This is a genomic window from Chromobacterium subtsugae, from assembly GCF_035919665.1.
GTDB lineage: Bacteria > Pseudomonadota > Gammaproteobacteria > Burkholderiales > Chromobacteriaceae > Chromobacterium > Chromobacterium subtsugae.
In genome coordinates this window covers 3,644,890-3,670,887 of the sequence record NZ_CP142381.1, presented here as the reverse complement: position 1 = coordinate 3,670,887, position 25,998 = coordinate 3,644,890, and the positions used below count along the sequence as shown (strand labels likewise).

Here is a 25,998-nt window from a genome sequence, read left to right as displayed (position 1 = left end):
CCATTGCGGCCGGATCGGTGGTCCGGCCTGTCTGCAGGTTCTGACTCAGAAGGTGATGGTGGTCTTCAGGCCCACCACCCAGTTGTTGGGAATGCGCTGGGTCTGGGTCGGGTCGTTGGGCGACACCGCGCCGGCGCCGACGTTGCGCACGTACTGCAGGTCGGCCTGCCATTGCCACCATGGCGTCAATTGATAAATGTAGGTGGCTTCGACCTGGGTTTCATCGCTGCGCACCGGATAGGCCAAGTTGCCGTTGGCGATGCCGGTGTCGGCGTCGTTGCCGGCGGCGTGGTTGCCTACCTTGACATAGCCGACCGCCAGGCCGACGGTGTCGTTGTCGCGGCCGGCGAACGGCGCGGTCAGCGTGACGCCGGCGTTGGCGGAGAAGCTGACCAGGTTGCGGTCGCCCGGCGCGCCCATCAGCCGGGTGAACACGTTCAGCGTCTGGCTGCTGTCCTCGGCCGGACGCCACACGGTCTGGTCGGCTACCGCGTAGATGCTGTAGTTGCCGCTGTGCAGCTGCGGGTTGGCGCCGGTGAGGGCGATGGGCTGGCCGTTGACGTCCATCCGGGTGTCGGCGGTTTTCTGGTTCAGGTACCAGAAGCCCAGCTTGTAGGTGCCGGGCAGGCCGCCGACGCCGGCCGCGCCGCGCGGCGCTTCCACCGCGCCGTTGGACGGCAGGTTGCGGCCGTACTGCATCTCGCCGATGAACAGCGTGCCGCCGTGGCGGCTGAAGGTGGTGCCGTACTTGTTCAGCTGCTGCGGGTCGTTCGGGTTCTGGCTGACGTCGCGGGTGGGGTCGCCGGCGAAGGCGCCGCCCAGCAGCGTGATGTTGTCGCCCAGCTTGCCGCGCAGGCGCACCCCCAGGCCGGACAGCGGGTAGGCCGGGCCGCCGGCCGGCAGGTCGGCCGACGGCACCGCCGGCCAGCCGAACATGGTGCCGATGAAAGCGCCGCCGTACTGGGTGACCATGAATTCCTGGTCCAGGCTTTGCTGGCCGATCTTCACGTCCAGCCGCTCGCCGTTCAGCTGCTGCTGGAACCAGGCCTCCCACAGCCGGGTGGCGCGGTCGGCCTCGATGCCGCTGGCGCTCTGGATGCTGCCGACGTGATCGGCGGTGAAGGCCTTGCCGTGGATGTCCAGCACGCTGACATTGAAGCTGCCGCCGTTCCACCAGCCGGCGCGCTGGGTGTCCAGGCCCAGGGTCAGGGTGGCCAGGCCCTGGTAGTCGCCGCCGTACTTGACGCCGCCGCTGACGTTGCGCAGGTATTCGCTGGCCTCGGTCAGGCCCAGGGTGACGCCCTGGCGGCCCAGCGCCGAGCGCAGGCCGCCCATGTCGCCCAGCAGGGTGGAGCGGTTCCACCAGCCGGTCCACTGGTTGTCGGGTTTGGCTTTGATCGCCTGGTCGGCCTCGGGCAGGTCGGCCGGGTTGGCTGCGGCGTCGGTTTCCTCAGCGTGGGCGGCCTGCAGGCCGCAGCCCAGCAGCACGGCCAGCGCCAGCGAGGAGATCCGGAGCGGCTTGGCGGCCGCGTTCGGCAGGAAGGGGCGTTTCACGTTGTCGATTCTCCATTCTTCGGCCGCCTGGCGGCACTGTTCTAATTGATTCTTATTATTGTTATATCCCGTGGCGCGATGATTGCCAGCGCCAAGCGGACGAGCGGCGTGCTATTTCGCAATGAATTCGCATAAAAAGCGAAATCAGCGCGCCGCAGCTGGAGCCGCAAGGCGTTTGTGCGCTATGCTGCTCCGCAGCATCCGGTGGTTTTGCCGGGATCGCCGCGCATTCCTCTCAATAAACGACAATCATTCTTGTTTGGTTGACGAGATCTCTGCATTTTTTGCAGCAGGCATAACTGGATGGGAAAGAACGGGCTGTATTTTGTCTGACAATTTAAATCGGGCAGCGTAAAACTTTCTATACGCCCATGTCGCATCCCGGATAGTGGGGCGCGGCCGGGTTAATTTAGAATCGATCGACAGCATAAAAAAACGCACGACAGAACAAGGAAGGAAACCATCAATGAGCAATACCGTATCCCGCGCTGATTTCGATCAGGTCATGGTGCCCAACTACGGCCCGGCCGGCTTCATCCCGGTCAAGGGTCTGGGTTCCCGCGTGTGGGACCAGGACGGCCGCGAATTCGTCGACCTGGCCGGCGGCATCGCCGTCAACTCGCTGGGCCACTGCCACCCGGAGCTGGTGGCGGCGCTGACCGAACAGGCGAACAAGCTGTGGCACGTGTCCAATGTGTTCACCAACGAGCCGGCGCTGAAGCTGGCCAGCCTGCTGGTGGAAAAAACCTTCGCCGAGCGCGTGTTCTTCTGCAACTCCGGCGGCGAGGCCAACGAGGCCGCGTTCAAGCTGGCGCGCAAGTACGCTCATGATCATTTCGGCGCGGACAAGAACCAGATACTGTCCTGCGTCAATTCCTTCCACGGCCGCACGCTGTTCACCGTCAGCGTCGGCGGCCAGCCCAAGTACACCGAAGGCTTCGGCCCGGTGCCGGGCGGCATCGCCCACTTCGAATTCAACAATATCGAATCGCTGAAGGCCGCCATCTCCGACAAGACCTGTGCGGTGGTGATCGAACCGATCCAGGGCGAGAGCGGCGTGCTGCCGGCCGACCCGGCCTTCCTCAAGGCCGCGCGCGAATTGTGCGACCAGCACAACGCCCTGCTGATCTTCGACGAAGTGCAAAGCGGCATGGGCCGCACCGGCGCGCTGTACGCCTACCAGCAATACGGCGTGACGCCTGACATCCTGTCCTCTGCCAAGGGCATAGGCGGCGGCTTCCCGATCGGCGCGATGCTGACCACCGAGAAGGTGGCCAAGAGCTTCGTCATCGGCACCCACGGCTCGACCTACGGCGGCAACCCGCTGGCTTGCGCGGTGGCGCACAAGGTGGTGTCCATCGTCAGCTCGCCCGAAGTGCTGGCAGGCGTCGAGGCGCGCCACCAGCGCCTGGTGGCCGGCCTGGAAGCCATCAACGCCAAGCACAAGGTGTTCAAGCTGGTGCGCGGCAAGGGCTTGTTGATCGGCTGCGTGCTGACCGACGAATACAACGGCCGCGCCCGCGAATTCCTGAAGGCCGCGGAAAAGCAGCAGCTGATGATCCTGGTTGCCGGCCTGAGCGTGTTGCGTCTGGCGCCGTCGCTGGTGATCAGCGACGCCGACATCGACGAAGGCCTGAAGCGCCTGGAGGCCGCCGTCGCCGAAATGGCGGCCGCCAAGTAAGCGCCGCGCCGCATGGACCACTTCATGCGGCGCCCCCCAAGCTACCCCGATACCATCGCCACGACCCCGTTTTGCGCCGGGTCGCGGCTGCGGCTGCGCCCGGTTTTCGGGCCGGCCATTGCGCAACGAGGGAGGATTTCCCATGTTTACCGTGCGTCCCATCCGGACTTCGGACCTGCCGGCGATAGAGAGGCTGGCCCAGGCCAGCGGCATCGGCGTCACCAGCCTGCCCAGCAACCGCGAGAAACTGTTCGAGCGCATCCAGCAATCGATCCGCGCTTTCGAGCATGAAGCCATCGGCGATGCCGGCAGCGAATACTATATGTTCGTGCTGGAGCATGGCGGCGCGGTGGTGGGCACCGCCTCCATCTGCGCGTCGGCGGGCTTCGACGAGCCCTTCTACAGCTACCGCAGCGAAACGGCGGTGCATGCGTCGCGCGCGCTCAAGGTCAACAACCGCATCCACGTGCTCAACATCTGCCACGACCTGACCGGCACCGTGCAGCTTTGCGGCTTCTACGTGGAGGGCGGGCTGGATCAACTGGCCGCCGAGCTGATGTCGCGCGCCCGGCTGCTGTTCATCGCCGGCGAGCGCGAGCGCTTCGGCCGCCGCATCATCGCCGAAATGCAGGGCATCCACGACGAGGCCGGCCAGTCGCCGTTCTGGAACGCCATCGGCCGCCGCTTCTTCAATCTGGACTTTCTGCAGGTAGAGCAGGCCTTCGTCAGCCACAGCAAGACCTTCATCGCCGAGCTGATGCCCAGCTACCCGATCTATGTGCCGCTGCTGCCGGACGAGGCGCAGCAGGCGATAGGCCAGATCCATCCCGATTTCGAGCGGGTGTGCCGGCTGTTGTGCAACGAAGGCTTCGAGGCCGACAACTACCTGGACATCTTCGACGGCGGCGCGGTGCTGACCGCCGAGCTCGACCGCCTGAAAACGGTGGAGCAAAGCCGCAGCCATCCGGTGGAAATCCAGGCCAGCCTGCCGGCGCAGGCCAGCCTGCAGCTGGTGAGCAACCAGCGCCTGTCGGCTTTCGCCGCCACCGCCGCCCGCGTCGCCGTAGTCGACGGCGTGGCCTTCATCAATCCCGACGCCGCCAGGGCGCTGGGCGTGACCAGCGGCGACCGGGTGCGCGTCGCCGGTCTGCAGGCAGAGTGAGGAGAACCGGCCATGATGTTTATTCGTCCCGTTGAACACAAGGACCTGGACGGCTTGATGAACCTGGCGCGCAGCGCCGGCATCGGCCTGACCACGCTGCCGGTGAACGAGGAGCGGCTGTCGCGCCGCATCGCGCGCTCGGTGCTGTCTTTTTCCGGCGAGCTGGACAAGGCGGACCACTGCTATGTGTTCGTGCTGGAAGATTCCGACACCGGCGCGGTGGCCGGCATCTGCGCGATCGAGGCCGCGGTGGGGCTGAAGGAGCCCTGGTACAACTACCGCGTCGGCACCATCGTCCACGCCTCGGAAGAGCTGGGCGTGTACAGCCGCCACGAGACGCTGTTCCTGTCTAACGACCATACCGGCTATTCCGAGCTGTGCACGCTGTTCCTGCACCCGGACTACCGCGTCAAGCGCAACGGCGGCCTGTTGTCCAAGTGCCGCTTCCTGTTCCTGGCGCAGTTTCCGCAGCTGTTCGGCAAGATGGTGGTGGCCGAAATGCGCGGCGTGTCCGACGAAGCCGGCAACTCGCCGTTCTGGGAGGCGCTGGGCCGCCACTTCTTCTCCATCGATTTCGCCAAGGCCGACTACCTGACCGGCGTCGGCCAGAAGGCCTTCGTCGCCGAGCTGATGCCCAAGCACCCGGTGTATGTCGACTTCCTGCCGCCGGAGGCGCAGGCGGTGATCGGCCAGACCCACGAGGGCACCCGCCCGGCGGTGGCGCTGCTGGAGTCGGAAGGCTTCCGCTATGAAGGCTATGTCGACATCTTCGACGCCGGCCCCACCATCCAGGCCTATGTCAGCGATATCCGCGCGGTGAAGGAAAGCCAGCGGCTGCCGGCCAAGGTGTGCGACCCGCTGCCGCAGGGCGAGCGCGAATGGTACTTGGTATGCAACGACGCGCTGGCGGGTTTCCGCAGCGTGCTGGTGGAAGCGGTGCGCCCGCAAGGCGAATTCTGCCTGACGCCTGAGCTGGCGCGGGCGCTGGATGTGCAGGACGGCGGCCATGTCCGCTGCGTGACCTTGACGCCGAAGGAGGCAGTGCAATGAGCAGTCTGTTCATCGATGGCAAGTGGCTGGCCGGCGACGGCGTAGCCATGGCCAAAACCAATCCGGCCGACAATGCGCCATTGTGGAGCGGCCGCGCCGCCAGCGGCGCCCAGGTGGACGCCGCGGTGCAGGCTGCGCGCGCCGCTTTCCCGGCCTGGGCGCGCGCCGGTCTCGACGCGCGCGCCAAAGTGGTGCGCCGCTTCGGCGAATTGCTGACCGAGCGCAAGGCCGAGCTGGCCCGCGTCATCGCCCAGGAAACCGGCAAGCCGCTGTGGGAGGCGACGACTGAAGTCGCCACCATGGTCGGCAAGATAGACATCTCGCTGAAGGCGCTGGCCGAGCGCACCGGCGAGCGCGCCGCGGCGATGGGCGACGCCCAGGCGGTGTTGCGCCACAAGCCGCACGGCGTGGTGGCGGTGTTCGGTCCGTACAACTTCCCCGGCCACCTGCCCAACGGCCACATCGTGCCGGCGCTGTTGGCCGGCAACGCGGTGATCTTCAAGCCATCGGAACTGACGCCGTGGACCGCCGAGATCACCGTCAAGCTGTGGGCCGAGGCGGGCTTGCCGGCCGGCGTGATCGGCCTGGCGCAAGGCGCCAAGGACACCGGCGTGGCCTTGGCCGGCCATGAGGGCTTGGACGGCCTGTTCTTCACCGGCAGCTCCGCCACCGGCGCGCTGTTGCACAAGCAGTTCTCCGGCCGCCCGGACAAGATACTGGCGCTGGAGATGGGCGGCAACAACCCGCTGATCGTCGGCCCCGTGGCCGATGTGGACGGCGCGGTGCATCACGTGATCCAGTCGGCCTTCGTCTCCGCCGGCCAGCGCTGCACCTGCGCGCGCCGCCTATTGGTGCCGCAAGGCGAGTGGGGCGACGCCTTCGTCGCCCGCCTGGTCGAGGTGGCCGGCAAGCTGCGCGTTGGCAAGTTCGATGCCGAGCCGGCGCCGTTCCTGGGCGCGGTGATTTCCAATGCCGCCGCCGACGCGCTGCTGAAGGCGCAGGACGCGCTGCTCGCCGCCGGCGGCAAGCCGTTGCTGGCGATGCGCCGGCTGGAAGCGGGCGCGGCGATGCTGACGCCGGGCATCATCGACACCACCGCCGTGGTCCGCCCGGACGAGGAATTCTTCGGCCCGCTGCTGCAGGTGATCCGCTACGGCGATTTCGACCAGGCCATCGCCATCGCCAACGACACCCGCTTCGGCCTGGCCGGCGGCGTGCTGTCCGACAGCCGCGAGCTGTACGACCGTTACTGGCTGGAATCGCGCGCCGGGGTGGTCAACTGGAACAAACCTTTGACCGGGGCCTCCAGCGCCGCGCCGTTCGGCGGCATCGGCGCGTCCGGCAACCATCGCCCCAGCGCCTACTACGCGGCGGACTACTGCGCCTACCCGGTGGCGTCCTTGGAGTGCGACACTCTGGCGCTGCCGGCCCAGCTGTCGCCGGGCATCGTGTTGTAAGCGCGCCTTCTCCCCCAAGCGCTCTTCCTCGCGGGAGAGGGGGCGGCGCCGACAGGCGCCGTCTGATGGCGGGACATGAGCAATATGGCGAGGCGATCCGGCGGACCGTCCTCGCCATTCAGATGGATTGAGGCAAGGGAGCATTCTCCAAATGAACGCCTATGAAGTGAATTTCGACGGCCTGGTCGGCCCGACCCACAATTACAGCGGCCTGTCCTTCGGCAATGTCGCGTCCACCAGCAACGTCAGCGCGGCATCCAATCCCAAGCTGGCGGCCAAGCAGGGCCTGCAAAAGATGAAGGCGCTGCACGACCTGGGCTTCAAGCAGGGCGTGCTGGCGCCGCAGGAGCGGCCGGACGTGGCGTCCTTGCGCAAGCTGGGCTTCGGCGGCAGCGACGCCGAGGTGATCGCCCGCGCCGCCAAGGAAGCGCCCGCCATCCTGGCGGCGGCGACCTCGGCGTCGAGCATGTGGACCGCCAACGCCGCCACGGTCAGCCCGTCGGCCGACACCGCCGACGGCCGCGTGCATTTCACGCCGGCCAATCTGAACAACAAGTTCCACCGCTCGATCGAGCATCCGACCACCGGCCGCGTGCTGCGGGCGATGTTCGCCGACGAGGCGCGCTTCGCCGTGCACGCGGCGTTGCCGGCGCAGATGCACTTCGGCGACGAAGGCGCGGCCAACCATACCCGCTTCTGCGCCGGCTATGGCCAGCCGGGGGTGGAGTTCTTCGTGTTCGGCGCGGCGGCTTTCGACATGCGCTACCCGAAGCCGGCCAAGTTCCCGGCGCGGCAGACGCTGGAGGCCAGCCAGGCGGTGGCCAGGCTGCATGGCCTGGACGAGGCCGGCGTGGTGTACGCGCAGCAAGACCCTGACACCATCGACGCCGGCGTGTTCCACAACGACGTGATCTCGGTCGGCAACGGCGAGGTGCTATTCCATCACCAGCAGGCCTTCCTCAATCAGGCCGACGTGCTGGAGGAGCTGGCCCGCAAGCTGGCCGCCCGCGGCGGCCGCTTCGTGCCCATCGAGGTGCCGCGCGCCGAGGTGACGGTGGAGGAGGCGGTGAAGAGCTATCTGTTCAACAGCCAGCTGCTGTCCAAGCCGGACGGCAAGATGCTGATCGTGGTGCCGGAAGAGTGCCGCAACATCGAACGGGTATGGCGTTATCTGCAGAAGCTGGCAGCCAGCGGCGGGCCGATCGATGAAATCCGCGTGTTCGATCTGAAGCAGAGCATGCAGAACGGCGGCGGCCCGGCCTGCCTGCGGCTGCGGGTGGCGTTGAACGAGGCCGAGCTGGCGGCAGTGAATCCCAAGGTGTTGATGAGCGACGCCTTGTTCGCCGAGCTGAACGGCTGGGTGGACCGCCATTATCGCGACCGCCTGGCGCCGGCCGACCTGGCCGACCCGCAGCTGCTGTCCGAATGCCGCGGCGCGCTGGATGAGCTGACCCGCATTCTGGGCCTGGGCAGCGTCTATCCCTTCCAGCTGGCTTGAGTCCGCATTCATAGCCAGCAGGCTTGGCACAACGGCCCGCCGCGCGAAAAGCGCGGCGGGCCGTTCGCATTGCGCGCCCCACGGCTGTTAACAAATTGCGGCCGCGCCATACCAAATGCGGACTATGGTGAGAATTGGCATGGTTGTTGCATACGCTTGGCTGGTGTGGGGTGGGCGTCACAACTGGCAACAATCTGCGCAGATTAATTTTTCTGGCGGCAGCGCCTTGGCCGAATAGATAGCGGCTAATACTGTAGATTGTATGCAAGTGAACGAAGCTCATGTCTGATTGTTCGCAAAGCTGGCTTCAGGCGGGCAGGGCATGTTCGAATGTGAATAAAAAGAATGGGAATTATGACCGAAATGTAAAAACGGCATGGAAAGGGAAAGAGTTTTGTCAAATCATCAGCCTGGAAAAATTCCACCTGGAGAGGTGTTGATAAAGTCCATATTAATCAATGATATATATTGAATTAAATGCTTTTTGCGCAGCTGTTTTTTTGGCGAATCTTCGCAATTGACAGTCGATTGGATACATGGTGATAATCGGTTCGCCTGTCGGACAGAAGCCAAGAAAAAGGCCCGCCGCGGGTGCTACAACAGGCAGCAGTCAATAAGAGGATTCATCCCGCAAGCTGCCGGTCGACAATCAGAGGAGATCTCCAAACGTGGACATTTTTCTGCAACAAATCCTGAACGGACTCGTTCTGGGCAGCATCTACGCGCTGATCGCGCTGGGTTACACCATGGTGTACGGCATCATGGGCCTGATCAACTTCGCCCACGGCGAAGTGGTGATGTTCGGCGCCATGGTCACCATCACCGTCATCACCACCCTGATGGGCATGGGCGTCAACCTTCCGGGTCCGGCGCTGGTGCTGATCGGCCTGCTGGTGGCCATCCCCGCCTGCATGCTGCTGGGCTTCGCCATCGAGCGCATCGCCTACCGGCCGCTGCGCGGCAAACAGCGCCTGGCGCCGCTGATCACCGCCATCGGCGTGTCGATCGTGCTGCAGCAGGTCGCCATCCTGATCTGGGGCCGCAACTACATCCCCTTCCCGCAAATCCTCGACCATGACGTGGTTACCATCTTCGGCGCCAGCATCACCAAGCTGCAGATCGTCATCGTCGTGCTGTGCCTGGCCATCATGGCCGGCCTCTTGCTGATGGTGGAAAAGACCAAGCTGGGCCGCGCGATGCGCGCCACCAGCCAGAACCCGGCGGTGGCGGGCCTGATGGGCGTCAACGTCAACACCATCATCTCCACCACCTTCGTCATCGGCTCCGGCCTCGGCGCCATCGCCGGCGTGATGGTGGCCACCAACTATGAGCAGGCCCACTATTACATGGGCTTCATGATCGGCCTGAAGGCGTTCACCGCCGCGGTGCTGGGCGGCATCGGCAACCTGGGCGGCGCGGTGGCCGGCGGCATTCTGCTCGGCATCATCGAAAGCCTGGGCGCAGGCTACATCGGCACGCTGACCGGCGGCTTCCTCGGCTCCAACTACCAGGACATCATCGCCTTCATGGTGCTGATCGCGGTGCTGATCTTCCGTCCGTCCGGCCTGCTGGGCGAAAAAATGGCCGATCGCGCCTGATCCGGAGAGAGAAACATGAATCTGAATACTCTGGACACCAACAAGAAGATGGGCCTGTTCGCCCTCAGCGCCATCGCGCTGCTGGTGCTGCCCTTCGTGGTGGGCGGCGCGCTGGGCAATTCCTGGGTGCGCATCATCGACTTCGCGCTGCTGTACGTGATGCTGGCGCTGGGACTGAACATCGTGGTGGGCTTCGCCGGCCTGCTGGACTTGGGCTTCATCGCTTTCTACGCGATCGGCGCCTATTCCTACGCGCTGCTCAGTTCGCCGCATTTCGACATCCACTGGCTGTTCTTCCTGACCATCCCTCTGGGCGCGGCGCTGGCCTCGCTGGGCGGGGTGCTGTTGGGCACGCCGGTGCTGAGGCTGAAGGGCGACTACCTGGCCATCGTGACGCTGGGTTTCGGCGAGATCGTGCGCATCTTCATGAACAACCTGAACGCGCCGATCAACATCACCAACGGTCCGCAGGGCGTCAACCTGATCGATCCCATCCATGTCGGCAGCGTCAGCCTGGGCCAGACCATCGAGCTGTTCGGCCTGAGCTTCCACAGCGTGTACCTGTATTACTACCTGTTTCTGGCGCTGACCGTGGCGGTGGTGATCATGGTGTGGCGCCTGCAGCACTCCCGCATCGGCCGCGCCTGGGTGGCGCTGCGCGAGGACGACATCGCCGCCGCGGCGATGGGCATCAACATCCGCAACATCAAGCTGCTGGCCTTCGGCCTGGGCGCCTTGTCCGGCGGCGTCGCCGGCGGCCTGTTCGCCTCGTTCCAGGGCTTTGTTTCCCCTGAGTCGTTCAGCCTGCTGGAGTCCATCATGATTCTGGCGATGATCGTGCTGGGCGGCATGGGCCATATCCCGGGCGTGATCCTGGGCGCGGTGGTGCTGACCATCGCCCCGGAAATCCTGCGCGACGTGATCGGCCCGCTGCAGATGAAAACCGTAGGCCGCATGCTGATCGACCCCGAGAACGCCCGCATGCTGCTGTTCGGCCTTGCCATGGTGGTGATGATGCTGGTCCGCCCGGAAGGGATGTGGCCGTCCAAGCGCCGCAAGGCTGAATTCCAGCACGCCAAAGAAGAAGCGGCTGCGCAGAAAGGTTAATCATGGCTGAAGTTTTGCTGAAAATCGAAGGCATTCATAAGCGTTTCGGCGGCCTGCACGCGTTGAGCGACGTCGGCCTGACCATCAACAAGGGCGAAATCTACGGTTTGATCGGGCCGAACGGCGCCGGCAAGACCACGCTGTTCAACGTGCTGACCGGCCTGTACGTGCCGGACGAGGGCAAGTTCGAGTTCGACGGCCACAATCTGTTCCAGCAGAAGCCGCACGTGGTGGTGGCCGCCGGCATCGCCCGCACCTTCCAGAACATCCGCCTGTTCGCCGAAATGACGGCGCTGGAAAACGTGATGGTGGGCCGCCACATCCGCTCCAAGGCCGGCGCCCTGGGCGCGGTGCTGCGCGACCCCGGCACCATGGCGGAAGAGCGCGCCATCGAGGCCAAGGCCTGGGAGCTGCTGGAGTATGTCGGCATCGCCGACGTGGCCGAAGAGCGCGCCCGCAACCTGTCCTACGGCCACCAGCGCCGGCTGGAGATCGCCCGCGCGCTGGCCACTGAGCCCAAGCTGCTGGCGCTGGACGAGCCGGCCGCCGGCATGAACCCGCGCGAAACCGAAGAGCTGAAACAGCTGATGAGCAAGATCCGCGACGGCGGCGTCACCGTGTTGCTGATCGAGCACGACGTCAAACTGATGATGGGCCTGTGCGACCGCATCGCGGTGCTGGACTACGGCAAGAAGATTGCCGAAGGCGTGCCGGAAGAAGTGCGCCGAAACCCGAAAGTGATTGAAGCCTACCTGGGAGCGGCCCACGCATGAGCATTCTGGAAGTCAAAAACCTGCAAGTGGCCTATGGCGGCATTCAGGCGGTCAAGGGGATAGATTTTCACATCGACCAGGGCGAGCTGGTGACGCTGATCGGCGCCAACGGCGCCGGCAAGACCACCACGCTGAAGACGCTGGTGGGCATGGTGAAGAAGTCGGGCGGCAGCATCGTCTACGACGGCAAGGACGTGGCGTCGATTCCTTCCTACGACTTCGTCCGCCATGGCCTCGCCATGGTGCCGGAAGGCCGCGGCGTGTTCGCCAAGCTGACGGTGGAGGAAAACCTGCAGATGGGCGCCTACTACCGCAACGACAAAGAGGCGATCCAGAGCGAAATCGAGCATGTCTACGAGCTGTTCCCGCGGCTGAAGGAACGCCGGCTGCAGCTGGCCGGCACCTTGTCCGGCGGCGAGCAGCAGATGGTGGCGATGGGGCGCGCGATGCTGTCCAAACCCAAGCTGCTGCTGCTGGACGAGCCGTCGATGGGTCTCGCGCCCATCATCGTCGAGAAGATCTTCGAGATCATCCAGATGGTGGCCAAGCAGGGCGTGACCATGCTGCTGGTGGAGCAGAACGCCAAACTGGCGCTGGAAGTGTCGCAGCGCGGCTACGTGATGGAAAGCGGCCGCATCACCATGAGCGGCGACGCCAAGGAGCTGCTCAACGACGAGCGCGTGCGCAACGCCTATCTGGGCGAATAAGGCGATTCGCTCGCCGATATCGCAAATCCCCCGCCGGCCTGCCGGCGGGGGATTTTTGTTTGGCTTCCCGCCAGGAAATCCTGGCAATGCAAACCCGCGGCTGGGCGGGCGGCGGGCGCTCAGATTTTGGCCTCTTTCAGCATCTTGTCCAGCGTGCCGTCCTGCCGCATCGTCTCCAGGCCGCGATTGAAGTCCTGGATGCGTTTTTCCGCCTGCGGCAGCCGTTTGGAGATGCCCAGGTGCATCGGGTAGACGACGACGGGCGGCGGCAGCCATTCCAGCTTGGGCGCGAGCGCGGCCAGGCTGCCGCCCAGCAGGTAATTGGCGACGCCGCGGTCTATCAAGGCGAGGTCGATGTGATGGGCGGCCAGCTTGGACAGATTGCTGGCGTCGCTCAAGGTTTCGTCGGTTTGCAGGCGGGCGGCGTCGAAGGCCTCGGAGTTGGCGTAGCCGCGCACGATCCCTATGGTGTAGGGCTTGAGGTCGGCCAGCGCGCGGTAGCGGATGGGGTCGCCGCTGCGCTTGAAAAAGCCGATGTGGTTGTCGAGGAAGGCTTGGGAAAACAGGAAGCGCTGCAGGCGTTCGGGCGTGGTCCACAGGCCGACGATGCCGTCCAGATGGCCGTCGCGAGCTTCGTTGACGGCGCGCGCCCACGGCATGTAGACCGCTTTGGCCGAATAGCCGGCGCGGCGCAGGGCTTCGCGGACGATGGCGACGGCGACGCCGCCGTTCGCCATCTGCGACGACATATAGGGCGGGTATTCGGAAGCCGCCAGCGTCAGCGTTTCGCCGGCGCAAGCCGCGCCGGCGCGGAGGGACAGGGAAACCACAAGCATGAGCGCGTATTTCCAGCTGGCCATCGTCTCTCCCATGTTTGCCGCCATGCGGCGGCGGCGTCTGCCCTATTCGAGTATAACGACAAAGCCCGGATGCGCATGCTCGGCCGCTAGGCCTGATTGGCTCGGCTCCGATTGAGTAAAGGCGGCGATTTCGCTAAATTCAGGGTAAGCCCCTTGCTGGCGCAGACTGCCATGAGCCGTTATTTCCCGCTGTCCGCCGCACTGTTCGTCCTGCTGTTGTCGCAGTCCGCCGCGGCGCAGCTGCCGGCGCTGCATATCCTGACCGAGGACGATCCGCCGCTCACCTTCAGCCAGAACGGCCAGCCGGCGGGGCTGGTGGTGGAGGTGGTGCGGGAGATCCAGCGCCGGGTCGGCAGCCACGACCCGATCACCGTGATGCCCTGGGCGCGCGGCTATCTGCTGGCGCAAACCCAGGCTAACACAGCTTTGTTCAACACCAATCGGATCGCCGAGCGCGAGCATCTGTTCAAATGGGTGGGACCGGTCACCGCCACGCTGGGCAGCTTCTTCGTCCGCCGCGACAGCAAGCTCAAGCTGGTATCGCTGGACGATGCGAGGAAGCTGGACCAGATTCTGGTGGTGCGCGACTGGTATCTGCAGCTGACGCTGTCGGCGCAGGGTTTTTCCAATCTCAGCGCCATCGCCACGCCCAACCAGATGGTGTCGATGCTGATGCGGGGGCGCGCCGACGTCATCGCCAGCGAGAACACCACGCTGCCGACGCAATTGGCGCAGCTGGGGTATCAGCCGGCGGATGTGCGCAAGGCCTACACCTTCATCCGCACTTCGGGCTACATCGCCTTTTCGCCGCAAACTTCCGACGCGGTGGTGGCGGCGTGGCAGCGGGCGCTGGACGACATGAAGCGGGACGGCAGCTTCGCCGCCATTTACCGCCGCTGGCTGCCCGGCGAGCCATTGCCGGCGGCGGCCGGAGAAAAATGAAATGGGCGGCGGGGCCGCCGCGCAGTCTTGCAAGGGGAAACCATGTATAGCGTCACCGTTTTGGCGCATCGGCTGCTTGGGGCGCTGCTGCTGCCGCCGATTCTCAATCTGCTGCCCATCATCGCCGGCGGCATGCTGATACGGCGTTGGCCGCATGCCGGCCGGCTGCTGCTGGCGTCCGGCGTGGCGCTGACCTATTTTCTTTCGATACCGCAGACCGCCATCTGGCTGGCGCATGGACTGGAGCGCTATCCGGTGATCGACGCCGCGCAACTGGCGGACGTGGACGCCATCGTGGTGCTGGGCGGCGGCAAGCGTCCGGCGGAAGAGTTCGGCGGCAACGCTCCGGGCGGCGACACGCTGACGCGGCTGCGCTACGGCGCCTATCTCGCCCGCGCCAGCGGCAAGCCGCTCTTGGTGACCGGCGGCGCGCCGAGCGGCGGCGAGGCCGAAGGCGCGGTGATGGCGCGGGCGCTGCGCGAGGATTACGGCCTCAAGCCGCGCTGGGTGGAGCTGCGCTCCAACACCACGCTGGAAAACGCGCAGCTGTCGGCACCGATGCTGCAGGCCGCCGGGGTGAAGCGCATCGCGCTGGTCAGCCAGGGCTGGCACCTGGCGCGGGCGGTGCCGTTTTTCCAGCGCCAGGGCCTGCAAGTGCTGCCGGCGCCCACCGGGCTGATCCGCTACGACGGCGCCGCCGCTTTCCTCTACATTCCCAGCGGCAACGCGATGGCGGAGTGCCGCACCTTGTTGAGCGAACGCCTGGGCCTGCTGTTTTACCGCATCCGGCCGACGGGCTGAGCCTGGCGCCGCTGGCAGGCCAGCGCCAGCAGGGCGGCCAGCGTCAGCGTCATCCCCAACTGCTGCGCCAATCCGGCCAGCGCCAGTCCCAGGCTCAGCAACAGGTAATAGGACAGGCCGAACAGCGCGCCGGCGGCGCCTGCCTGGTCGCGGTAATGGCGCAGCGCCCGGCTCAGCACATTGGGAATGGCGATGCTGAAGGCTATCACCGCGCCGGCGGCCGGCAACAAGATCCAGGCCGACGCCTGCAGCAGCCAGGCCGCCAGGCCGGACAGCAAGGCCAGCCGGCAGGCGGCCCGCACCAGCTGTTCTGACTGGAGGCCACGTCCCAACAATCTGCGATTCAGCAAGCTGCCCGCCAATGACGCCGCGGCCAGCGCCGCGCCTGAGCCGCCGAACTGCTCCGGGCTCCAGCCCAGCCGCTGAAACAGGAAGGGCGCCAGGCTGTAGTAGCTGAACAGCATGGTGTTGAACAGCGCCACCAGCATCGCGTCGCGCCATAGTTCGGCGTCGCGCAGCATCTGGCCGGCCAGCCGGGCCATATCGGGGCGGGCCGTGCCTATCGGGCGGGTTTCCGGCAGCAGCAGGGCAGTCAGCGCCAGCAGCGCGACGGCAAGCAGCAGCAAGGCGGCGAACACGCCGTGGTGGCCGAAGCGGCCGGCCAGCCAGCCGCCGCTGAGCAGGCCCAGCACTGGGCTCAAGGCCAGCGTCGCGCCCAGCAGCGAGAACACGCGGGCCAGCCGGGTGGAATCGTAGCTGTCGCGCAGCATGGTCTGCACCACTACCGAGCCAGCCGCCGCGCCCAGCGCGGAAATCATCCGCGCCAGCAACAGCATGTTGAAATCGTTCGCGGCCAGCGCCAGCGCGGAGCCGGCGCCATAGCAGGCCAAACCCAGCAGCATCGCCGGGCGGCGGCCTATGCGGTCGCTCAGCCAGCCCCACAGCGCCACGCCGGCGGCGAAGGCCAGGAAGTAGACCGACAGCGTTTGCGATGCCTGCGCCTGGCTGACGCCGAAGGCGAAGGCGATGTCGGTCAGCGCCGGGCTGTAAATGGTTTCCACCAGCTGCGGGAATGTGATCAGCGCCGTCAGCAGCCACAGCGCCGGACGGGTCGTCGTTTTCATGGTTTTTTCCTTTCTTTCTTGACGACCGGCAGTCTAGAGAAAGGAGGTTTGTCTGATTACAATGATAAGGACTTTATTTATTTAAAATCGGACATATGGCTTGGATTCCCGCTGATCAGGCATTCGACGCCGACGGCTTCGACGCGCCGATGATAGGCATCGCCGCCGACATGGGCGTGCATGACTCCGGCCGCCACTGCCACCGCCGCCATCAGCTGCTGTTCGCCGCCGCCGGCTGCATCACCATCGAGTTGGCGGATACGCTGTGCCTGCTGCCGCCCAGCCGCGCCGCCTGGATTCCGGCCGGTACCGCGCACCGGGTGCGGATGCGCGGCGTGGTCGCTTACCGTTCGCTGTATTTCGCCGTCGACTTGCCTTTCCCCGCGCCGCCTTTGCAGGTAGTGGAGGTCAATCCGCTGCTGCGAGAGGTGATAGAGCGGATGGCTTGGTGGCCATGGGATTTGCCCGCGGAGCGGCAACGCAGCCTGTTGGCGGTGTTCGGCGAGGAATTGCAGGCGGCGCGGGGAGAAAACTGGCGGCTGCCGTTTCCGGCGGATGCCCGGCTGGCCTCATGGCTGGATGGCGTGCGCGGCGGGGCGCAGCCGCCGCGGCTGAATCAACTGGCGGACGCGGTGGGGGCCAGCGAGCGCACCATCAGCCGCATCTTCATCCGCGACACCGGCATGAGCTACCAGGCCTGGCGCCAGCAGTGGCGCCTGCTGCGGGCGATGGAAATGCTGGCCGACGGGATGGGGACGAGCGAGACGGCGCAGCGGCTGGCGTTCGCCAGCGACAGCGCCTTCATCGCCTTTTTCCGCCAGCATACCGGCGCGACGCCGGCGCGCCATGCTCAGTCCAGCGTGTCCAGGTAGTCGCGGGCGGGCCAGCGCGCGTATTGCCGCCAAGGCGGAACGGTGCCGGCGGCCAGAGCCTGCGGGCTGACCCGTATGGTTTCGCGCTGGCGGCCGTCGGCCGAGCGCACTTCCACTTCCAGCGGCAGCTGCCAGCGCTGGCTCCAGCGCAGCGTCTTGCTGCCCTGGGCGCTGGTTTTGCTGTAGCGCGCGACGTCTTTTTCCTCCTGCCGCAGCGAGAAGCCGCGCAGCTGGCTGATGTCCACCAGCTGGCTGGCCTGCGCCCAGGAGCCGTTGAAGCCGACATCGCTCCATTCGCGCGGCGCGGCCTGGATCCTCTCTTTTTTGCCGGCGTGGATGAACTCCAGCTGCGGCCGCCCCTGGGCGTCCAGCCAGACATGGCGCGGCGCGGCGGCGAAGTCCAGGTGCTGGTGGCCGTCGTCGTCGTGGCGGTGCGGCGCGCCGGCGTTCAGGCGCTCGCGCCAGACATGTCCATTCTGGCGCACCAGCTTTTCGCGGTAGCGGATGGTTTTCTCGACGCCGTCGGCGCCCAGGCTGACGGTTTCGTAATGCACCACGGCCTGCAGGTCGGGGGCCGCGGCGCGGGCGGGAGCTGCCAGCGCCAGCAGCAGGGAGAGCAACAGCATTTTCATCGGCATTCCATTCGATAAAGGAAAAGCCGCGCGGCAGGAGCCGCGCGGCGATGGCGCGGCGGTTTACAGGCCCAGCGCGGTTTTCACCAGGCCGAACACCCTGGTGTTGTCCATCACGCCCTTGAAGCCCTTGCTGCCGGCGCCGCCGGACATCAGCATCACGTCGCCGCCGCCATGGGTTTCGCTGGACAGGCGGATGCCGGTCTCCTGCTGGTAGTCGTCGGCGGTGGCGGCGGCCGAATCCACCGACACCCGGGTCGGTTTGCGGTTGGGGCCGTTGCCGAACACCAGAGTGGTGTAGACGGCGCCGTCGGCGTCCTTCGCCGGCTGGCCGTCGACATAGCTGCGCGAGATGTCGTGAATGGGGTTGCCGCGCTTGGAATAGCCGTTGATGGTCATGGTGTGGTCGTGGTCGGCGGTGACGACGATCAGCGTGTTGCTCAGGTTGGCCTTGGCCAGCGCGGTCTTGATCGCGTCGTCGAAGGCGATGGCGTCGGTCAGCGCGCGCTTGGCGTTGGTGCCGTGCAAGGCGTGGTCGATGCGGCCGCCTTCCACCATCAGCACGTAGCCGTTGCTGTTTTTGGACAGCACGTCTATCGCCGCCGCGGTCATCTGCGCCAGACTGGGCTGGTCCACCTTGTTCTTGACGCGGTCCAGCTCGTATTCCAGGTGGTCCTTGCCGAAGATGCCCACTACGCGGCTGGCGGACTTGGCGTCGAAGGCGGCCAGGTCGCTGCCGGTCTGCAGCACCGGGTAGCCGGTGGCGGCGAATTCCTGCAGCAGGTTGCGGCCGTCGGCGCGCTTGCCGCCGCTGGCCTTGGGCAGCAGGAACTTGCCGCCGCCGCCCATCAGCACATCCAGGCCGCCGCCCAGCCTGGCGTTGTAGCCGGCGCCGCCGGGCACCGCCTGGGCGATGATGTCGGATTCGGCGTCGCGGTGGCAGACGTGGGCGTAGGTGGCGGCCGGGGTGGCGTGGGTGACGCGGGTGGTGGTGACCGCGCCTATGGCCTTGCCCTTGGCCTTGGCGAGCTCCAGCAGCGTGGCGGCCGGCGCGCCGTTGTTCGCGCCGCAGTTGCCGGTGCCGTCGCTGTTGGGTTCGATGGCGCGGGTGTCGGACGACATCGAGATCACCTCGTTGTTCATCTTCACGCCGGTCATATAGGCCGACATCGACGGCGCGCTGTCGGTGGTCTGCGCGTCATTGGAGAAGGTCTTGATGCGAGCGGTGCGGTCAAGCTTCTCCATATTGAGTTTGCCGCCCTCGCCGTACTGGTAGATGCGGGCTGCGGTGACGGTGGCCGGGCCCATGCCGTCGCCGAGAAAGAAGATCACGTTCTTGGCTTCGCCGGCGGCGCGGGCGGGGGCGGAGGACAGCGCCGCCAGCGCAGCGGCGGCCAGCAGGGTTTTCATCACGGTTTGCATATTGTTTTTCTCCAGAGCGCTTACAGGCCGGCGGCCTTTTTGACCAGGCCGAACACTTCGATGTTTTCCAGGAAGCCGTGGACGCTGTCAGCGCCCTGGCCGATGGCGGCGATGTAGACGTCGGTGCCGCCGTGGGTTTCGCCGCCGGCCGGCATCCGTATCGCCGCTTCCTGGTGGTAGTCGTTGGCGGAAGCCGCGTCGTCGGTCAGCGCGGTGGCCGCGCTGCGGTCGCCGGCGACGCGGTTTTCGCCGTTGCCGAAGCCGATGATGGAGTAGGGCATGCCGTCGGCGTCGACTAGGTTCTTGCCGCTGACGTAATCCTTGGCTAGGCCCAGCACGCCGGGGTTGCCCGGCGCGGTCTTGCCGGTGCGCTTGGCGTAGCCGTTCAGCACCAGGGTGTGGTCGTGGTCGGCGGTGACGACGATCAGCGTGTTTTTCAGGCCGGGGTCTTTCTGCTGCATCGCGTTGATCGCGGCCTGGATCGCCTGGTCGAAGGCCACGGTGTCCTGCAGCGCCTTCTTGGCGGTGGTTTCGTGCAGGGCGTGGTCGATGCGGCCGCCTTCCACCATCAGGAACATGCCCTGCTTGTCGCTGCGGCCGGCCAGCATGGCGATGGCCTTGCTGGTCATCTCGGCCAGGCTGGGCTCCTTGGCGGCGTCGCGGTCCAGGTCGTAGCTCATGTGGCTGGCGGTGAACAGGCCGACGGCGCGGCGGGTCCGGACCGGATCGATGGCGTCGAAGCCGGCCTTGTCGGCGGCGTAGCCGTAGCCGCGGGTTTTCAGCTCCGCCACCAGGTCGCGGCCGTCGGCGCGCTTGCCGCCGGCGGCCTTGGGCAGGAAGAATTGGCGGCCGCCGCCGAACACCACGTCCACGCCGTCTTTCAGCGCGGCGTTGTACAGCGCGCTGCCGGGCACCAGCTGGGCGGCGATGTCGGCTTCGGCGTCGCGGTGGCAGACGTGTGAATAAGTGGCGGCCGGGGTGGCGTGGGTGACGCGGGTGGTGGTGACCACGCCGGTGGCGCGGTTGCCGGCCTTGGCCAGCTCCAAGAGCGTGGACACCGCTTTGCCGTTGCCGGCGCCACAGTTGGATGTCAGGTCGGCGTTGGGTGATTTGGCCACGGTGTCGGTGGACATCGAGATGACTTCGTTGTTCATCTTGACGCCGGTCATGTAGGCCGACATCGACGGCGCGCTGTCGGTGACCTGGGCGTCGTTGGAGAAGGTCTTGACGAAGCCGGATTCCGGCAGCGTGTCCATCGTCAGCTGGCCGTCTTCGCCGACGGAGTAGATGCGGGCGGCGGTGGTGGTGGCGATGCCCATGCCGTCGCCGAGGAAGAAAATGACGTTCTTGGCGCTGGCCGCCGGCGGACGGCTTTCCGCGTTGTCCTGCGGCCGGTTGGCGGCGCTGCCGCCGCCGCTGTTGCAGGCGGCCAGGCTGATGGCCATGAGAAATGGAAGGCTGAGACTGAAAGTGCGCATTTGAATAACCTTTTTTATTAAAAAATGCGCACAAATATTATTTTTTGCTGGTTTCTGCCCAAATAAGCTGAGGTTAAGCTTTGAATAAGAAAATGTTAAATGTCATGCGGCGGGCGCGTCAGCATTTCCACAGGTGGGCGAGGAAGGACACTCTCACCTTGGCGTCGCCGGCGGGGCAGGGCGCGAGAACTTTCAGCCCCGGCTTGTTGGTGTCGCGCAGCAGCGGTTCGCCGTAGGGCGGGCCGTCGGCGCGGCGGATGGCGGCGACGATGGGCGCGCTGGGCTTGGCGCCGGCCGAGATCACCACGCAGATTTCCTCGCTGGCGATGCGCACGAAGCTGCCGGGCGGGTATATGCCCAGCTCGCGGATCAGCAGCGTGGTGAAGGACTGGTCGAACTCGCTGTCCTTGCGCTGGAAGATCTGCCCCAGCGCGGTGGCCGGCAGCAGCGCGGAGCGGTAGCGGCGCGGCAGCAGCTTGGCGCAGGTGATGTCGGCCAGGCGCAGCATGTGCGCCGGCGGCAGGATCTGTTCGCGGGACAGGCCGTGGGGGTAGCCGTTGCCGTGCCAGGATTCGTGGTGGGTTTGCACCAGCGTGTGCCACAGCTGGTCGTCGACGCCGGCTTCGCGCAGGATGGCCGAGCTCATCAGCGGGTGGTCGCTGATCGCCTGCCTCTGTTCGGCGCTGAGGCTGCCCGGCTGGCCGAACAGCTCGTTCTGCAGCTCGATCTGGGAGATGTTCATCGTCAGCGCCGCGCAGATCAGCGTTTCGCGGTGGCGCGGCGGCAGGGCGATGCTGCGCGACAGGATGGCCAGCAGCGCGGCGGTGTGCAGCGAATGGGCGACGCTGTATTCGGCGAACGGCACCAGGAAGATGGAGGCGATCAGCGCGTCCGGGTGGGTTTCGGCCAGCCGGATCAGCGTCAGCGCGATCTCCATCGCCTTGGCCTCGAAACCCGGGGTGGCCAGCGCGTAATACAGCATGCTGCGCACGCGCTGCTGCAAGAAGGCGATGTCCTCGAACAGCGAATGTTTCCTGCTGTCGTTCAGAATGGGCTTGTCCACCGGCCTGGCCTCGGACTTGCCTTCGGCGAAGCCCATATTGACCAGTTTTTGCTTCAATTCCGGCGTCAGCACGTAATGGCCGCGCTTGAGCAGCAAAAAGCCGTTTTTGGAATAGACGTCCATCGACAATTCCTTGCCGATGTCGACCATGGACGAGTAGACCCTGGTTGGTTTTTTTGTGGAATCCAAAGGCATGATGGGCCCGCTTGCGACGTCAATGTTTACAGGATGATAATCTATTGTCATCGCAAGCTGGTAGTTTTCACACCTAGCGCGGCAGGTCTGCCCATGCTTTCAGCAAGCGCTTCACCGAAACCGGATAGGGGGTCTTCAGTTCCTGGGCGAACAGGCCGACCCGCAGCTCTTCTATCATCCAGCGAAATTCCAGCAGCGCCGGCGCCGCTTCTCCCTGCTCGCTCTGCTCCGCCACCCGCTGTTGCCATTTCTGCCATAGGTCGCGGATTTCCGCCGCGCGCTGGCCGTCGCGCTGCGGGTTGGCCGGCTGCTTGTCCATGCGCAGGCTCATCGCCTTCATGTAGCGCGGCAGCTGCGGCAGCTGGCTCCACGGCGTGGCGGCGAGAAAGCCCTTGTAGACCAGGCTGTCCAGCTGCGGCTTCAGGTCGTAGCCCAGCTTGTGCTTCTGCATTTTGTTGCCCAGCGGCGTGTATTCGGCGGCGATTTGCTGCAGGTATTGCGAAACCGCCTGGATCACCGCCGGCAGGCGGGTGCGGGCGCGGTTCTTCTGCTCGTTGAAGGCTTTCTCATTGCGCGGCAGCGCGTCCTCGCCGATGAAGGCGCGGTCGCAGATGCAGGCGATGGCGTCGGCCATCAGCTCGTCGACATTGGCCACCGCGCGCAGCTGGAGGCCGATCTGGGTGATGCCGGGCAGGCCTTTGGACAGCTGCTTCATCTGTTCCTTCAACTGCAGCTGCAGCAGGCGCACCACGCCCTGGCGGTGGTGGCGTTCGGCGGCCAGCTGGGTGTCGAACAGGCGGATCGCCACCTTGTCGTCCTCCAGCGTCAGCGCCGGGTAGCCGGTGAGCTGCTGGCGGCCGCGGGCGAACTGTATGCTTTCCGGCAGTTCGCCGAAGTCCCAGGTCTTGACGTCGTCGCGCTCGAAGTCGGCGCTAGTGTCGCGGAAGGTCAGCTGCGCCGCCTGGCCGAACTGCTTCTGCAGCGCCGCCAGGTCGCGGCCCAGGCCGATTTCCTGCTTGCCGTCGTCTATCACCCGGAAGTTGAACAGCATGTGTTCCGGCAGCTCTTGCGCGTTGAATTCGTCGATGTCCACCTTGACGCCGCCTGTCTCGCGCAGGATGAAGCGCGCCAGCTGCGGCGCGATGGGTTGCTGCAAGTCCGGATTGCTCAGCAGGAAGCGGGTGACGAAGTCCGGCACCGGCACGCAGCAGCGGCGGATCTGCTTGGGCAGGCCCTTGATCAATTGCTGCAGCTTGTCGCGGATCATGCCCGGCACCAGCCATTCGAACGCCGCAGGCGTCAGGCGGTTCAGGATGGCCAGCGGCACGTCGATGGTGACGCCGTCCAGCGGATGCTTGGGTTCGAAGCGGTAGCGCAGCTTCAGTTTGCCGTCGTCCAGCTCCAGCCATTCCGGGAACTGGTTTTCGGTCACGTGCTGGGCGGCGTGGCGCATCAGCTCGTCGCGGGTCAGGTGCAAGAGCTTGGGCTCGGCCTTCTCGGCTTCCTTGCGCCAGGCTTCGAAGCTGGCGGCGTCCACCACTTCGGCCGGGATGCGCTCGCTGTAGAACGCGTACAGCGCCTCTTCGTCCACCAGCACGTCCTGGCGGCGCGCCTTGTGCTCGAGTTGCTCCACTTCGCGGATCAGCTGCTGGTTGCGCTGGAAGAATGGCGCGTTGCTGACGTATTCCATATTCACCAGCGCGCCGCGGATGAACAGTTCGCGCGCCTCTTCCGGCGCGATGCGGCCGTAGCTGACGGCGCGGCGCGGAATCAGCGTCAGGCCGTACAGCGTCACGCGCTCGCTGGCCACCACTTCGCCGCGGCTCTTTTCCCAGTGCGGCTCGAAGTAGTGGTATTTGACCAGGTGCGGCGCCAGCTTCTCCACCCATTCCGGCTCGATCTTGGCCACGCAGCGGGCGTAGAGGCGGGTGGTTTCCACCAGTTCGGCCGCCACCAGCCATTTCGGCTTGGCTTTCTTCAGGCCGGAGCCAGGGAAGACGTGGAAGGCGACGCCGCGCGCGCCCTGGTAGTCGTCGCCTTCCTGGTTTTTCATGCCGATGTTGCCGATCAGGCCGGTCACCAGCGCCTTGTGCAGGTTTTCATAGGCTACCGCGTCCAGCTGCTGGCGCTTTTTCTGCGTCATCTGCGCGTCGGGCTGTTCGGCGTCGGCGTGGGCTTCGTCGCGCTTGATCAGTCCCAGCTCGCTGGCGATCTCGGCCAGCTGCGCGTGCAGCTCGCGCCATTCGCGCAGCCGCAGGTAGGACAGGAAGTGGTCGTGGCAGGTGTTGACCAGCAGGCGGTTGGACTTCTTGTGCTTGAGCGCGTCGGAGAAGAAGTCCCACAGGTGCAGGAAAGACAGGAAATCGGACTTCTCGTCGTTGAAGCGGGCCTGGGCCTTCTCCGCCGCGTCGCGCGCTTCGAACGGCCGCTCGCGCGGGTCTTGGATCGACAGCGCCGCGGCGATGATCAGCACCTCGCGCATGCAGTGGAAGTCGCGGCCGGCCAATAGCAGGCGGCCCACTTTCGGGTCCACCGGAATGCGCGACAACTCCTTGCCGACCGGCGTCAGCTCGCCCTTGTCGTCCACCGCGCCCAGCTCGGTCAGCACCTGGTAGCCGTCGGCGATCAGGCGGCTGGACGGCGCTTCCAGGAAGGGGAAGGCATCCACCTTGCCCAGGCGCAGCGCGGCCATGCGCAGGATCACCGCCGCCAGGTTGGAGCGGACGATTTCCGGGTCGGTGAACGGCGAGCGGGCGTTGAAGTCGTCCTCGGCGTACAGGCGCACGCAGATGCCGGCGGCCACCCGGCCGCAGCGGCCGGAACGCTGGCGCGCGGCGGCCTGCGAAATCTTCTCCACCTGCAACTGCTCCACCTTGGCGCGCGGGCTGTAGCGGTTGAGCCGGGCGAGGCCGGTGTCGATCACGTACTTGATGCCGGGCACCGTCAGCGAGGTTTCCGCCACGTTGGTGGCCAGCACGATGCGGCGGCCGCCGGACGGCTTGAAGATCTTCTGCTGGTCTTCGTTGGACAGCCGCGCGAACAAGGGCAGGATCTCGTAGCCGCGGATGCCGGACTTGCGTAGCTTTTCCGCTGTCTCGCGGATTTCGCGTTCGCCGGGCAGGAAGACCAGCATGTCGCCGGGGCCTTGGCGCGACAGCTCGTCCACCGCGTCGACGATGGCGTCCTCCATCTCCATCTCGCGCTCGTCTTCATCGCGCTGCTTCAGCGGCCGGTAGCGCACTTCCACCGGGAAAGTGCGGCCGGAAACCTCGATCACCGGCGCGCCGTCGAAATGGCGGGCGAAGCGGTCGGCGTCGATGGTGGCCGAGGTGATGATGACTTTCAGGTCCGGCCGGCGCGGCAGCAGCTGCTTCAGATAGCCCAGCAGGAAGTCGATGTTCAGGCTGCGCTCGTGCGCCTCGTCGATGATGATGGTGTCGTACGCTTCCAGGTGGCGGTCGGTCTGCGTCTCCGCCAGCATGATGCCGTCGGTCATCAACTTGATCACCGACTTTTCCGACAGTTTGTCGGTGAAACGGATCTTGAAGCCGACGTGCTCGCCCAGTTGCGAGCCCAGTTCCTGCGCGATGCGCGTCGCCACCGAGCGCGCGGCCAGCCGGCGCGGCTGGGTGTGGCCGATCAGGCCGAACACGCCGCGGCCCAATTCCAGGCAGATCTTGGGAATCTGCGTGGTTTTGCCGGAGCCGGTTTCGCCGCAGATGATCACCACCTGGTTCTTGTCTATCGCGCTCTTGATGTCGGCGAGCTTCTGGTTGACCGGCAGCGCGTCGTCGAACTCCGGCTTGGGCAGGTGCGCGCGGCGGGCGTCGGCGCGGCTGCGCGAGCGCTCCACCTGGTTGGCGATGTCCGTGAGCAGCTTGTCGGCGGACTGGTTTTTCTTCAGCCGGTCGGCGGCGTCGGCCAGCTTGCGGCGCAGGATGTGGCGGTCGCGGATCAGGCAGCAGGACAGGGCGGATTTCAGGTCGGCGAGGCTGGCGGCAGGTGTCATCGGCTAAAGAACG

At 65.8% G+C, this 25,998-nt stretch carries 20 protein-coding genes; 12 read left to right on the top strand and 8 right to left on the bottom strand.

Annotation, left to right across the window (positions count from 1 at the left end):
- Window positions 1–45: 45 nt before the first annotated feature.
- Window positions 46–1,554 (bottom strand): carbohydrate porin, encoded by a 1,509-nt coding sequence (locus U6115_RS17450; protein ID WP_080770230.1) that lies wholly within the window; start codon window positions 1,552–1,554, stop codon window positions 46–48.
- Between the two features lie 466 nt (window positions 1,555–2,020).
- On the opposite strand from U6115_RS17450, the gene U6115_RS17445 reads away from it, so the two are divergent.
- From U6115_RS17445 to U6115_RS17405, 9 genes are all read left to right on the top strand, one after another.
- Window positions 2,021–3,235: an aspartate aminotransferase family protein gene (locus tag U6115_RS17445; protein WP_043575325.1), complete on the top strand. Its 1,215-nt coding sequence runs from the start codon at window positions 2,021–2,023 to the stop codon at window positions 3,233–3,235.
- A gap of 142 nt (window positions 3,236–3,377) precedes the next feature.
- Window positions 3,378–4,397: an arginine/ornithine succinyltransferase subunit alpha gene (aruF, locus tag U6115_RS17440; RefSeq protein WP_043575323.1), complete on the top strand. Its 1,020-nt coding sequence runs from the start codon at window positions 3,378–3,380 to the stop codon at window positions 4,395–4,397.
- A gap of 12 nt (window positions 4,398–4,409) precedes the next feature.
- The gene (gene astA / locus U6115_RS17435) at window positions 4,410–5,447 is read left to right on the top strand and encodes an arginine N-succinyltransferase (protein WP_043575321.1); all 1,038 of its coding nucleotides are present in this window, start codon (window positions 4,410–4,412) and stop codon (window positions 5,445–5,447) included.
- Entirely contained in the window at window positions 5,444–6,904 is a 1,461-nt protein-coding gene (gene astD, locus U6115_RS17430) for a succinylglutamate-semialdehyde dehydrogenase (protein ID WP_043575319.1), read from the top strand. The genes astA and astD overlap by 4 nt, the downstream gene beginning before the upstream one ends.
- A 151-nt stretch (window positions 6,905–7,055) precedes the next feature.
- Window positions 7,056–8,402: an N-succinylarginine dihydrolase gene (gene astB / locus U6115_RS17425; protein ID WP_043575317.1), complete on the top strand. Its 1,347-nt coding sequence runs from the start codon at window positions 7,056–7,058 to the stop codon at window positions 8,400–8,402.
- Window positions 8,403–9,070: 668 nt separating this feature from the next.
- A complete protein-coding gene (locus U6115_RS17420) occupies window positions 9,071–10,000 on the top strand; it encodes a branched-chain amino acid ABC transporter permease (RefSeq protein ID WP_043575315.1) in 930 nt (309 codons plus the stop codon).
- Between the two features lie 15 nt (window positions 10,001–10,015).
- Window positions 10,016–11,107, top strand: a complete 1,092-nt coding sequence (locus U6115_RS17415) for an ABC transporter permease subunit (RefSeq protein WP_043575313.1) — start codon at window positions 10,016–10,018, stop codon at window positions 11,105–11,107.
- Between the two features lie 2 nt (window positions 11,108–11,109).
- Window positions 11,110–11,880: an ABC transporter ATP-binding protein gene (locus U6115_RS17410; RefSeq protein WP_043575311.1), complete on the top strand. Its 771-nt coding sequence runs from the start codon at window positions 11,110–11,112 to the stop codon at window positions 11,878–11,880.
- A complete protein-coding gene (locus U6115_RS17405; protein ID WP_043575309.1) occupies window positions 11,877–12,587 on the top strand; it encodes an ABC transporter ATP-binding protein in 711 nt (236 codons plus the stop codon). Before U6115_RS17410 ends, U6115_RS17405 begins: the two co-directional genes overlap by 4 nt.
- A 119-nt stretch (window positions 12,588–12,706) precedes the next feature.
- Here U6115_RS17405 and U6115_RS17400 read toward each other — a convergent pair whose 3' ends face one another.
- The gene (locus tag U6115_RS17400; RefSeq protein ID WP_181243176.1) at window positions 12,707–13,423 is read right to left on the bottom strand and encodes a substrate-binding periplasmic protein; all 717 of its coding nucleotides are present in this window, start codon (window positions 13,421–13,423) and stop codon (window positions 12,707–12,709) included.
- Window positions 13,424–13,618: 195 nt separating this feature from the next.
- On the opposite strand from U6115_RS17400, the gene U6115_RS17395 reads away from it, so the two are divergent.
- Together U6115_RS17395 and U6115_RS17390 are read left to right on the top strand one after the other, a co-directional pair.
- Window positions 13,619–14,389, top strand: coding sequence for a substrate-binding periplasmic protein (locus U6115_RS17395; protein WP_043575305.1), 771 nt, complete (start codon window positions 13,619–13,621; stop codon window positions 14,387–14,389).
- A gap of 42 nt (window positions 14,390–14,431) precedes the next feature.
- Entirely contained in the window at window positions 14,432–15,190 is a 759-nt protein-coding gene (locus U6115_RS17390; RefSeq protein ID WP_043575303.1) for a YdcF family protein, read from the top strand.
- Here the strand turns inward: U6115_RS17390 and U6115_RS17385 are convergent.
- The gene (locus U6115_RS17385) at window positions 15,166–16,314 is read right to left on the bottom strand and encodes a Bcr/CflA family efflux MFS transporter (RefSeq protein ID WP_043575300.1); all 1,149 of its coding nucleotides are present in this window, start codon (window positions 16,312–16,314) and stop codon (window positions 15,166–15,168) included. The genes U6115_RS17390 and U6115_RS17385 overlap by 25 nt on opposite strands.
- Before the next feature lie 95 nt (window positions 16,315–16,409).
- Here U6115_RS17385 and U6115_RS17380 point away from each other — a divergent pair, with 95 nt between their 5' ends.
- Window positions 16,410–17,186, top strand: a complete 777-nt coding sequence (locus U6115_RS17380) for an AraC family transcriptional regulator (RefSeq protein WP_043575298.1) — start codon at window positions 16,410–16,412, stop codon at window positions 17,184–17,186.
- On the opposite strand, the gene U6115_RS17375 is transcribed toward U6115_RS17380, so the two are convergent.
- The 5 genes from U6115_RS17375 to hrpA form a co-directional block, all read right to left on the bottom strand.
- Window positions 17,165–17,818, bottom strand: coding sequence for a hypothetical protein (locus tag U6115_RS17375; RefSeq protein ID WP_043575296.1), 654 nt, complete (start codon window positions 17,816–17,818; stop codon window positions 17,165–17,167). The two genes, U6115_RS17380 and U6115_RS17375, sit on opposite strands and share 22 nt — an antisense overlap.
- A gap of 63 nt (window positions 17,819–17,881) precedes the next feature.
- Window positions 17,882–19,240: an alkaline phosphatase gene (locus tag U6115_RS17370; protein ID WP_043575294.1), complete on the bottom strand. Its 1,359-nt coding sequence runs from the start codon at window positions 19,238–19,240 to the stop codon at window positions 17,882–17,884.
- A gap of 20 nt (window positions 19,241–19,260) precedes the next feature.
- Entirely contained in the window at window positions 19,261–20,685 is a 1,425-nt protein-coding gene (locus U6115_RS17365; protein ID WP_101527497.1) for an alkaline phosphatase, read from the bottom strand.
- Between the two features lie 151 nt (window positions 20,686–20,836).
- Entirely contained in the window at window positions 20,837–21,904 is a 1,068-nt protein-coding gene (locus tag U6115_RS17360; RefSeq protein WP_160310656.1) for an HD-GYP domain-containing protein, read from the bottom strand.
- Window positions 21,905–22,049: 145 nt separating this feature from the next.
- Entirely contained in the window at window positions 22,050–25,985 is a 3,936-nt protein-coding gene (hrpA, locus tag U6115_RS17355) for an ATP-dependent RNA helicase HrpA (RefSeq protein WP_043575288.1), read from the bottom strand.
- Window positions 25,986–25,998: the final 13 nt, after the last annotated feature.

Bases quoted from the DNA above. Each gene is read 5' to 3' on its own strand.
- U6115_RS17445 (WP_043575325.1), top strand. From the start codon at position 2,021: ATGAGCAATACCGTATCCCGCGCTGATTTCGATCAGGTCATGGTGCCC.
- U6115_RS17405 (WP_043575309.1), top strand. From the start codon at position 11,877: ATGAGCATTCTGGAAGTCAAAAACCTGCAAGTGGCCTATGGCGGCATT.
- hrpA (WP_043575288.1), bottom strand. From the start codon at position 25,985: ATGACACCTGCCGCCAGCCTCGCCGACCTGAAATCCGCCCTGTCCTGC.
- U6115_RS17395 (WP_043575305.1), top strand. From the start codon at position 13,619: ATGAGCCGTTATTTCCCGCTGTCCGCCGCACTGTTCGTCCTGCTGTTG.
- U6115_RS17360 (WP_160310656.1), bottom strand. From the start codon at position 21,904: ATGGACGTCTATTCCAAAAACGGCTTTTTGCTGCTCAAGCGCGGCCAT.
- U6115_RS17385 (WP_043575300.1), bottom strand. From the start codon at position 16,314: ATGAAAACGACGACCCGTCCGGCGCTGTGGCTGCTGACGGCGCTGATC.
- U6115_RS17380 (WP_043575298.1), top strand. From the start codon at position 16,410: ATGGCTTGGATTCCCGCTGATCAGGCATTCGACGCCGACGGCTTCGAC.
- U6115_RS17415 (WP_043575313.1), top strand. From the start codon at position 10,016: ATGAATCTGAATACTCTGGACACCAACAAGAAGATGGGCCTGTTCGCC.
- U6115_RS17390 (WP_043575303.1), top strand. From the start codon at position 14,432: ATGTATAGCGTCACCGTTTTGGCGCATCGGCTGCTTGGGGCGCTGCTG.
- astB (WP_043575317.1), top strand. From the start codon at position 7,056: ATGAACGCCTATGAAGTGAATTTCGACGGCCTGGTCGGCCCGACCCAC.
- U6115_RS17410 (WP_043575311.1), top strand. From the start codon at position 11,110: ATGGCTGAAGTTTTGCTGAAAATCGAAGGCATTCATAAGCGTTTCGGC.
- aruF (WP_043575323.1), top strand. From the start codon at position 3,378: ATGTTTACCGTGCGTCCCATCCGGACTTCGGACCTGCCGGCGATAGAG.
- astD (WP_043575319.1), top strand. From the start codon at position 5,444: ATGAGCAGTCTGTTCATCGATGGCAAGTGGCTGGCCGGCGACGGCGTA.
- U6115_RS17365 (WP_101527497.1), bottom strand. From the start codon at position 20,685: ATGGCCATCAGCCTGGCCGCCTGCAACAGCGGCGGCGGCAGCGCCGCC.
- U6115_RS17370 (WP_043575294.1), bottom strand. From the start codon at position 19,240: ATGCAAACCGTGATGAAAACCCTGCTGGCCGCCGCTGCGCTGGCGGCG.
- U6115_RS17400 (WP_181243176.1), bottom strand. From the start codon at position 13,423: ATGCTTGTGGTTTCCCTGTCCCTCCGCGCCGGCGCGGCTTGCGCCGGC.
- U6115_RS17375 (WP_043575296.1), bottom strand. From the start codon at position 17,818: ATGAAAATGCTGTTGCTCTCCCTGCTGCTGGCGCTGGCAGCTCCCGCC.
- astA (WP_043575321.1), top strand. From the start codon at position 4,410: ATGATGTTTATTCGTCCCGTTGAACACAAGGACCTGGACGGCTTGATG.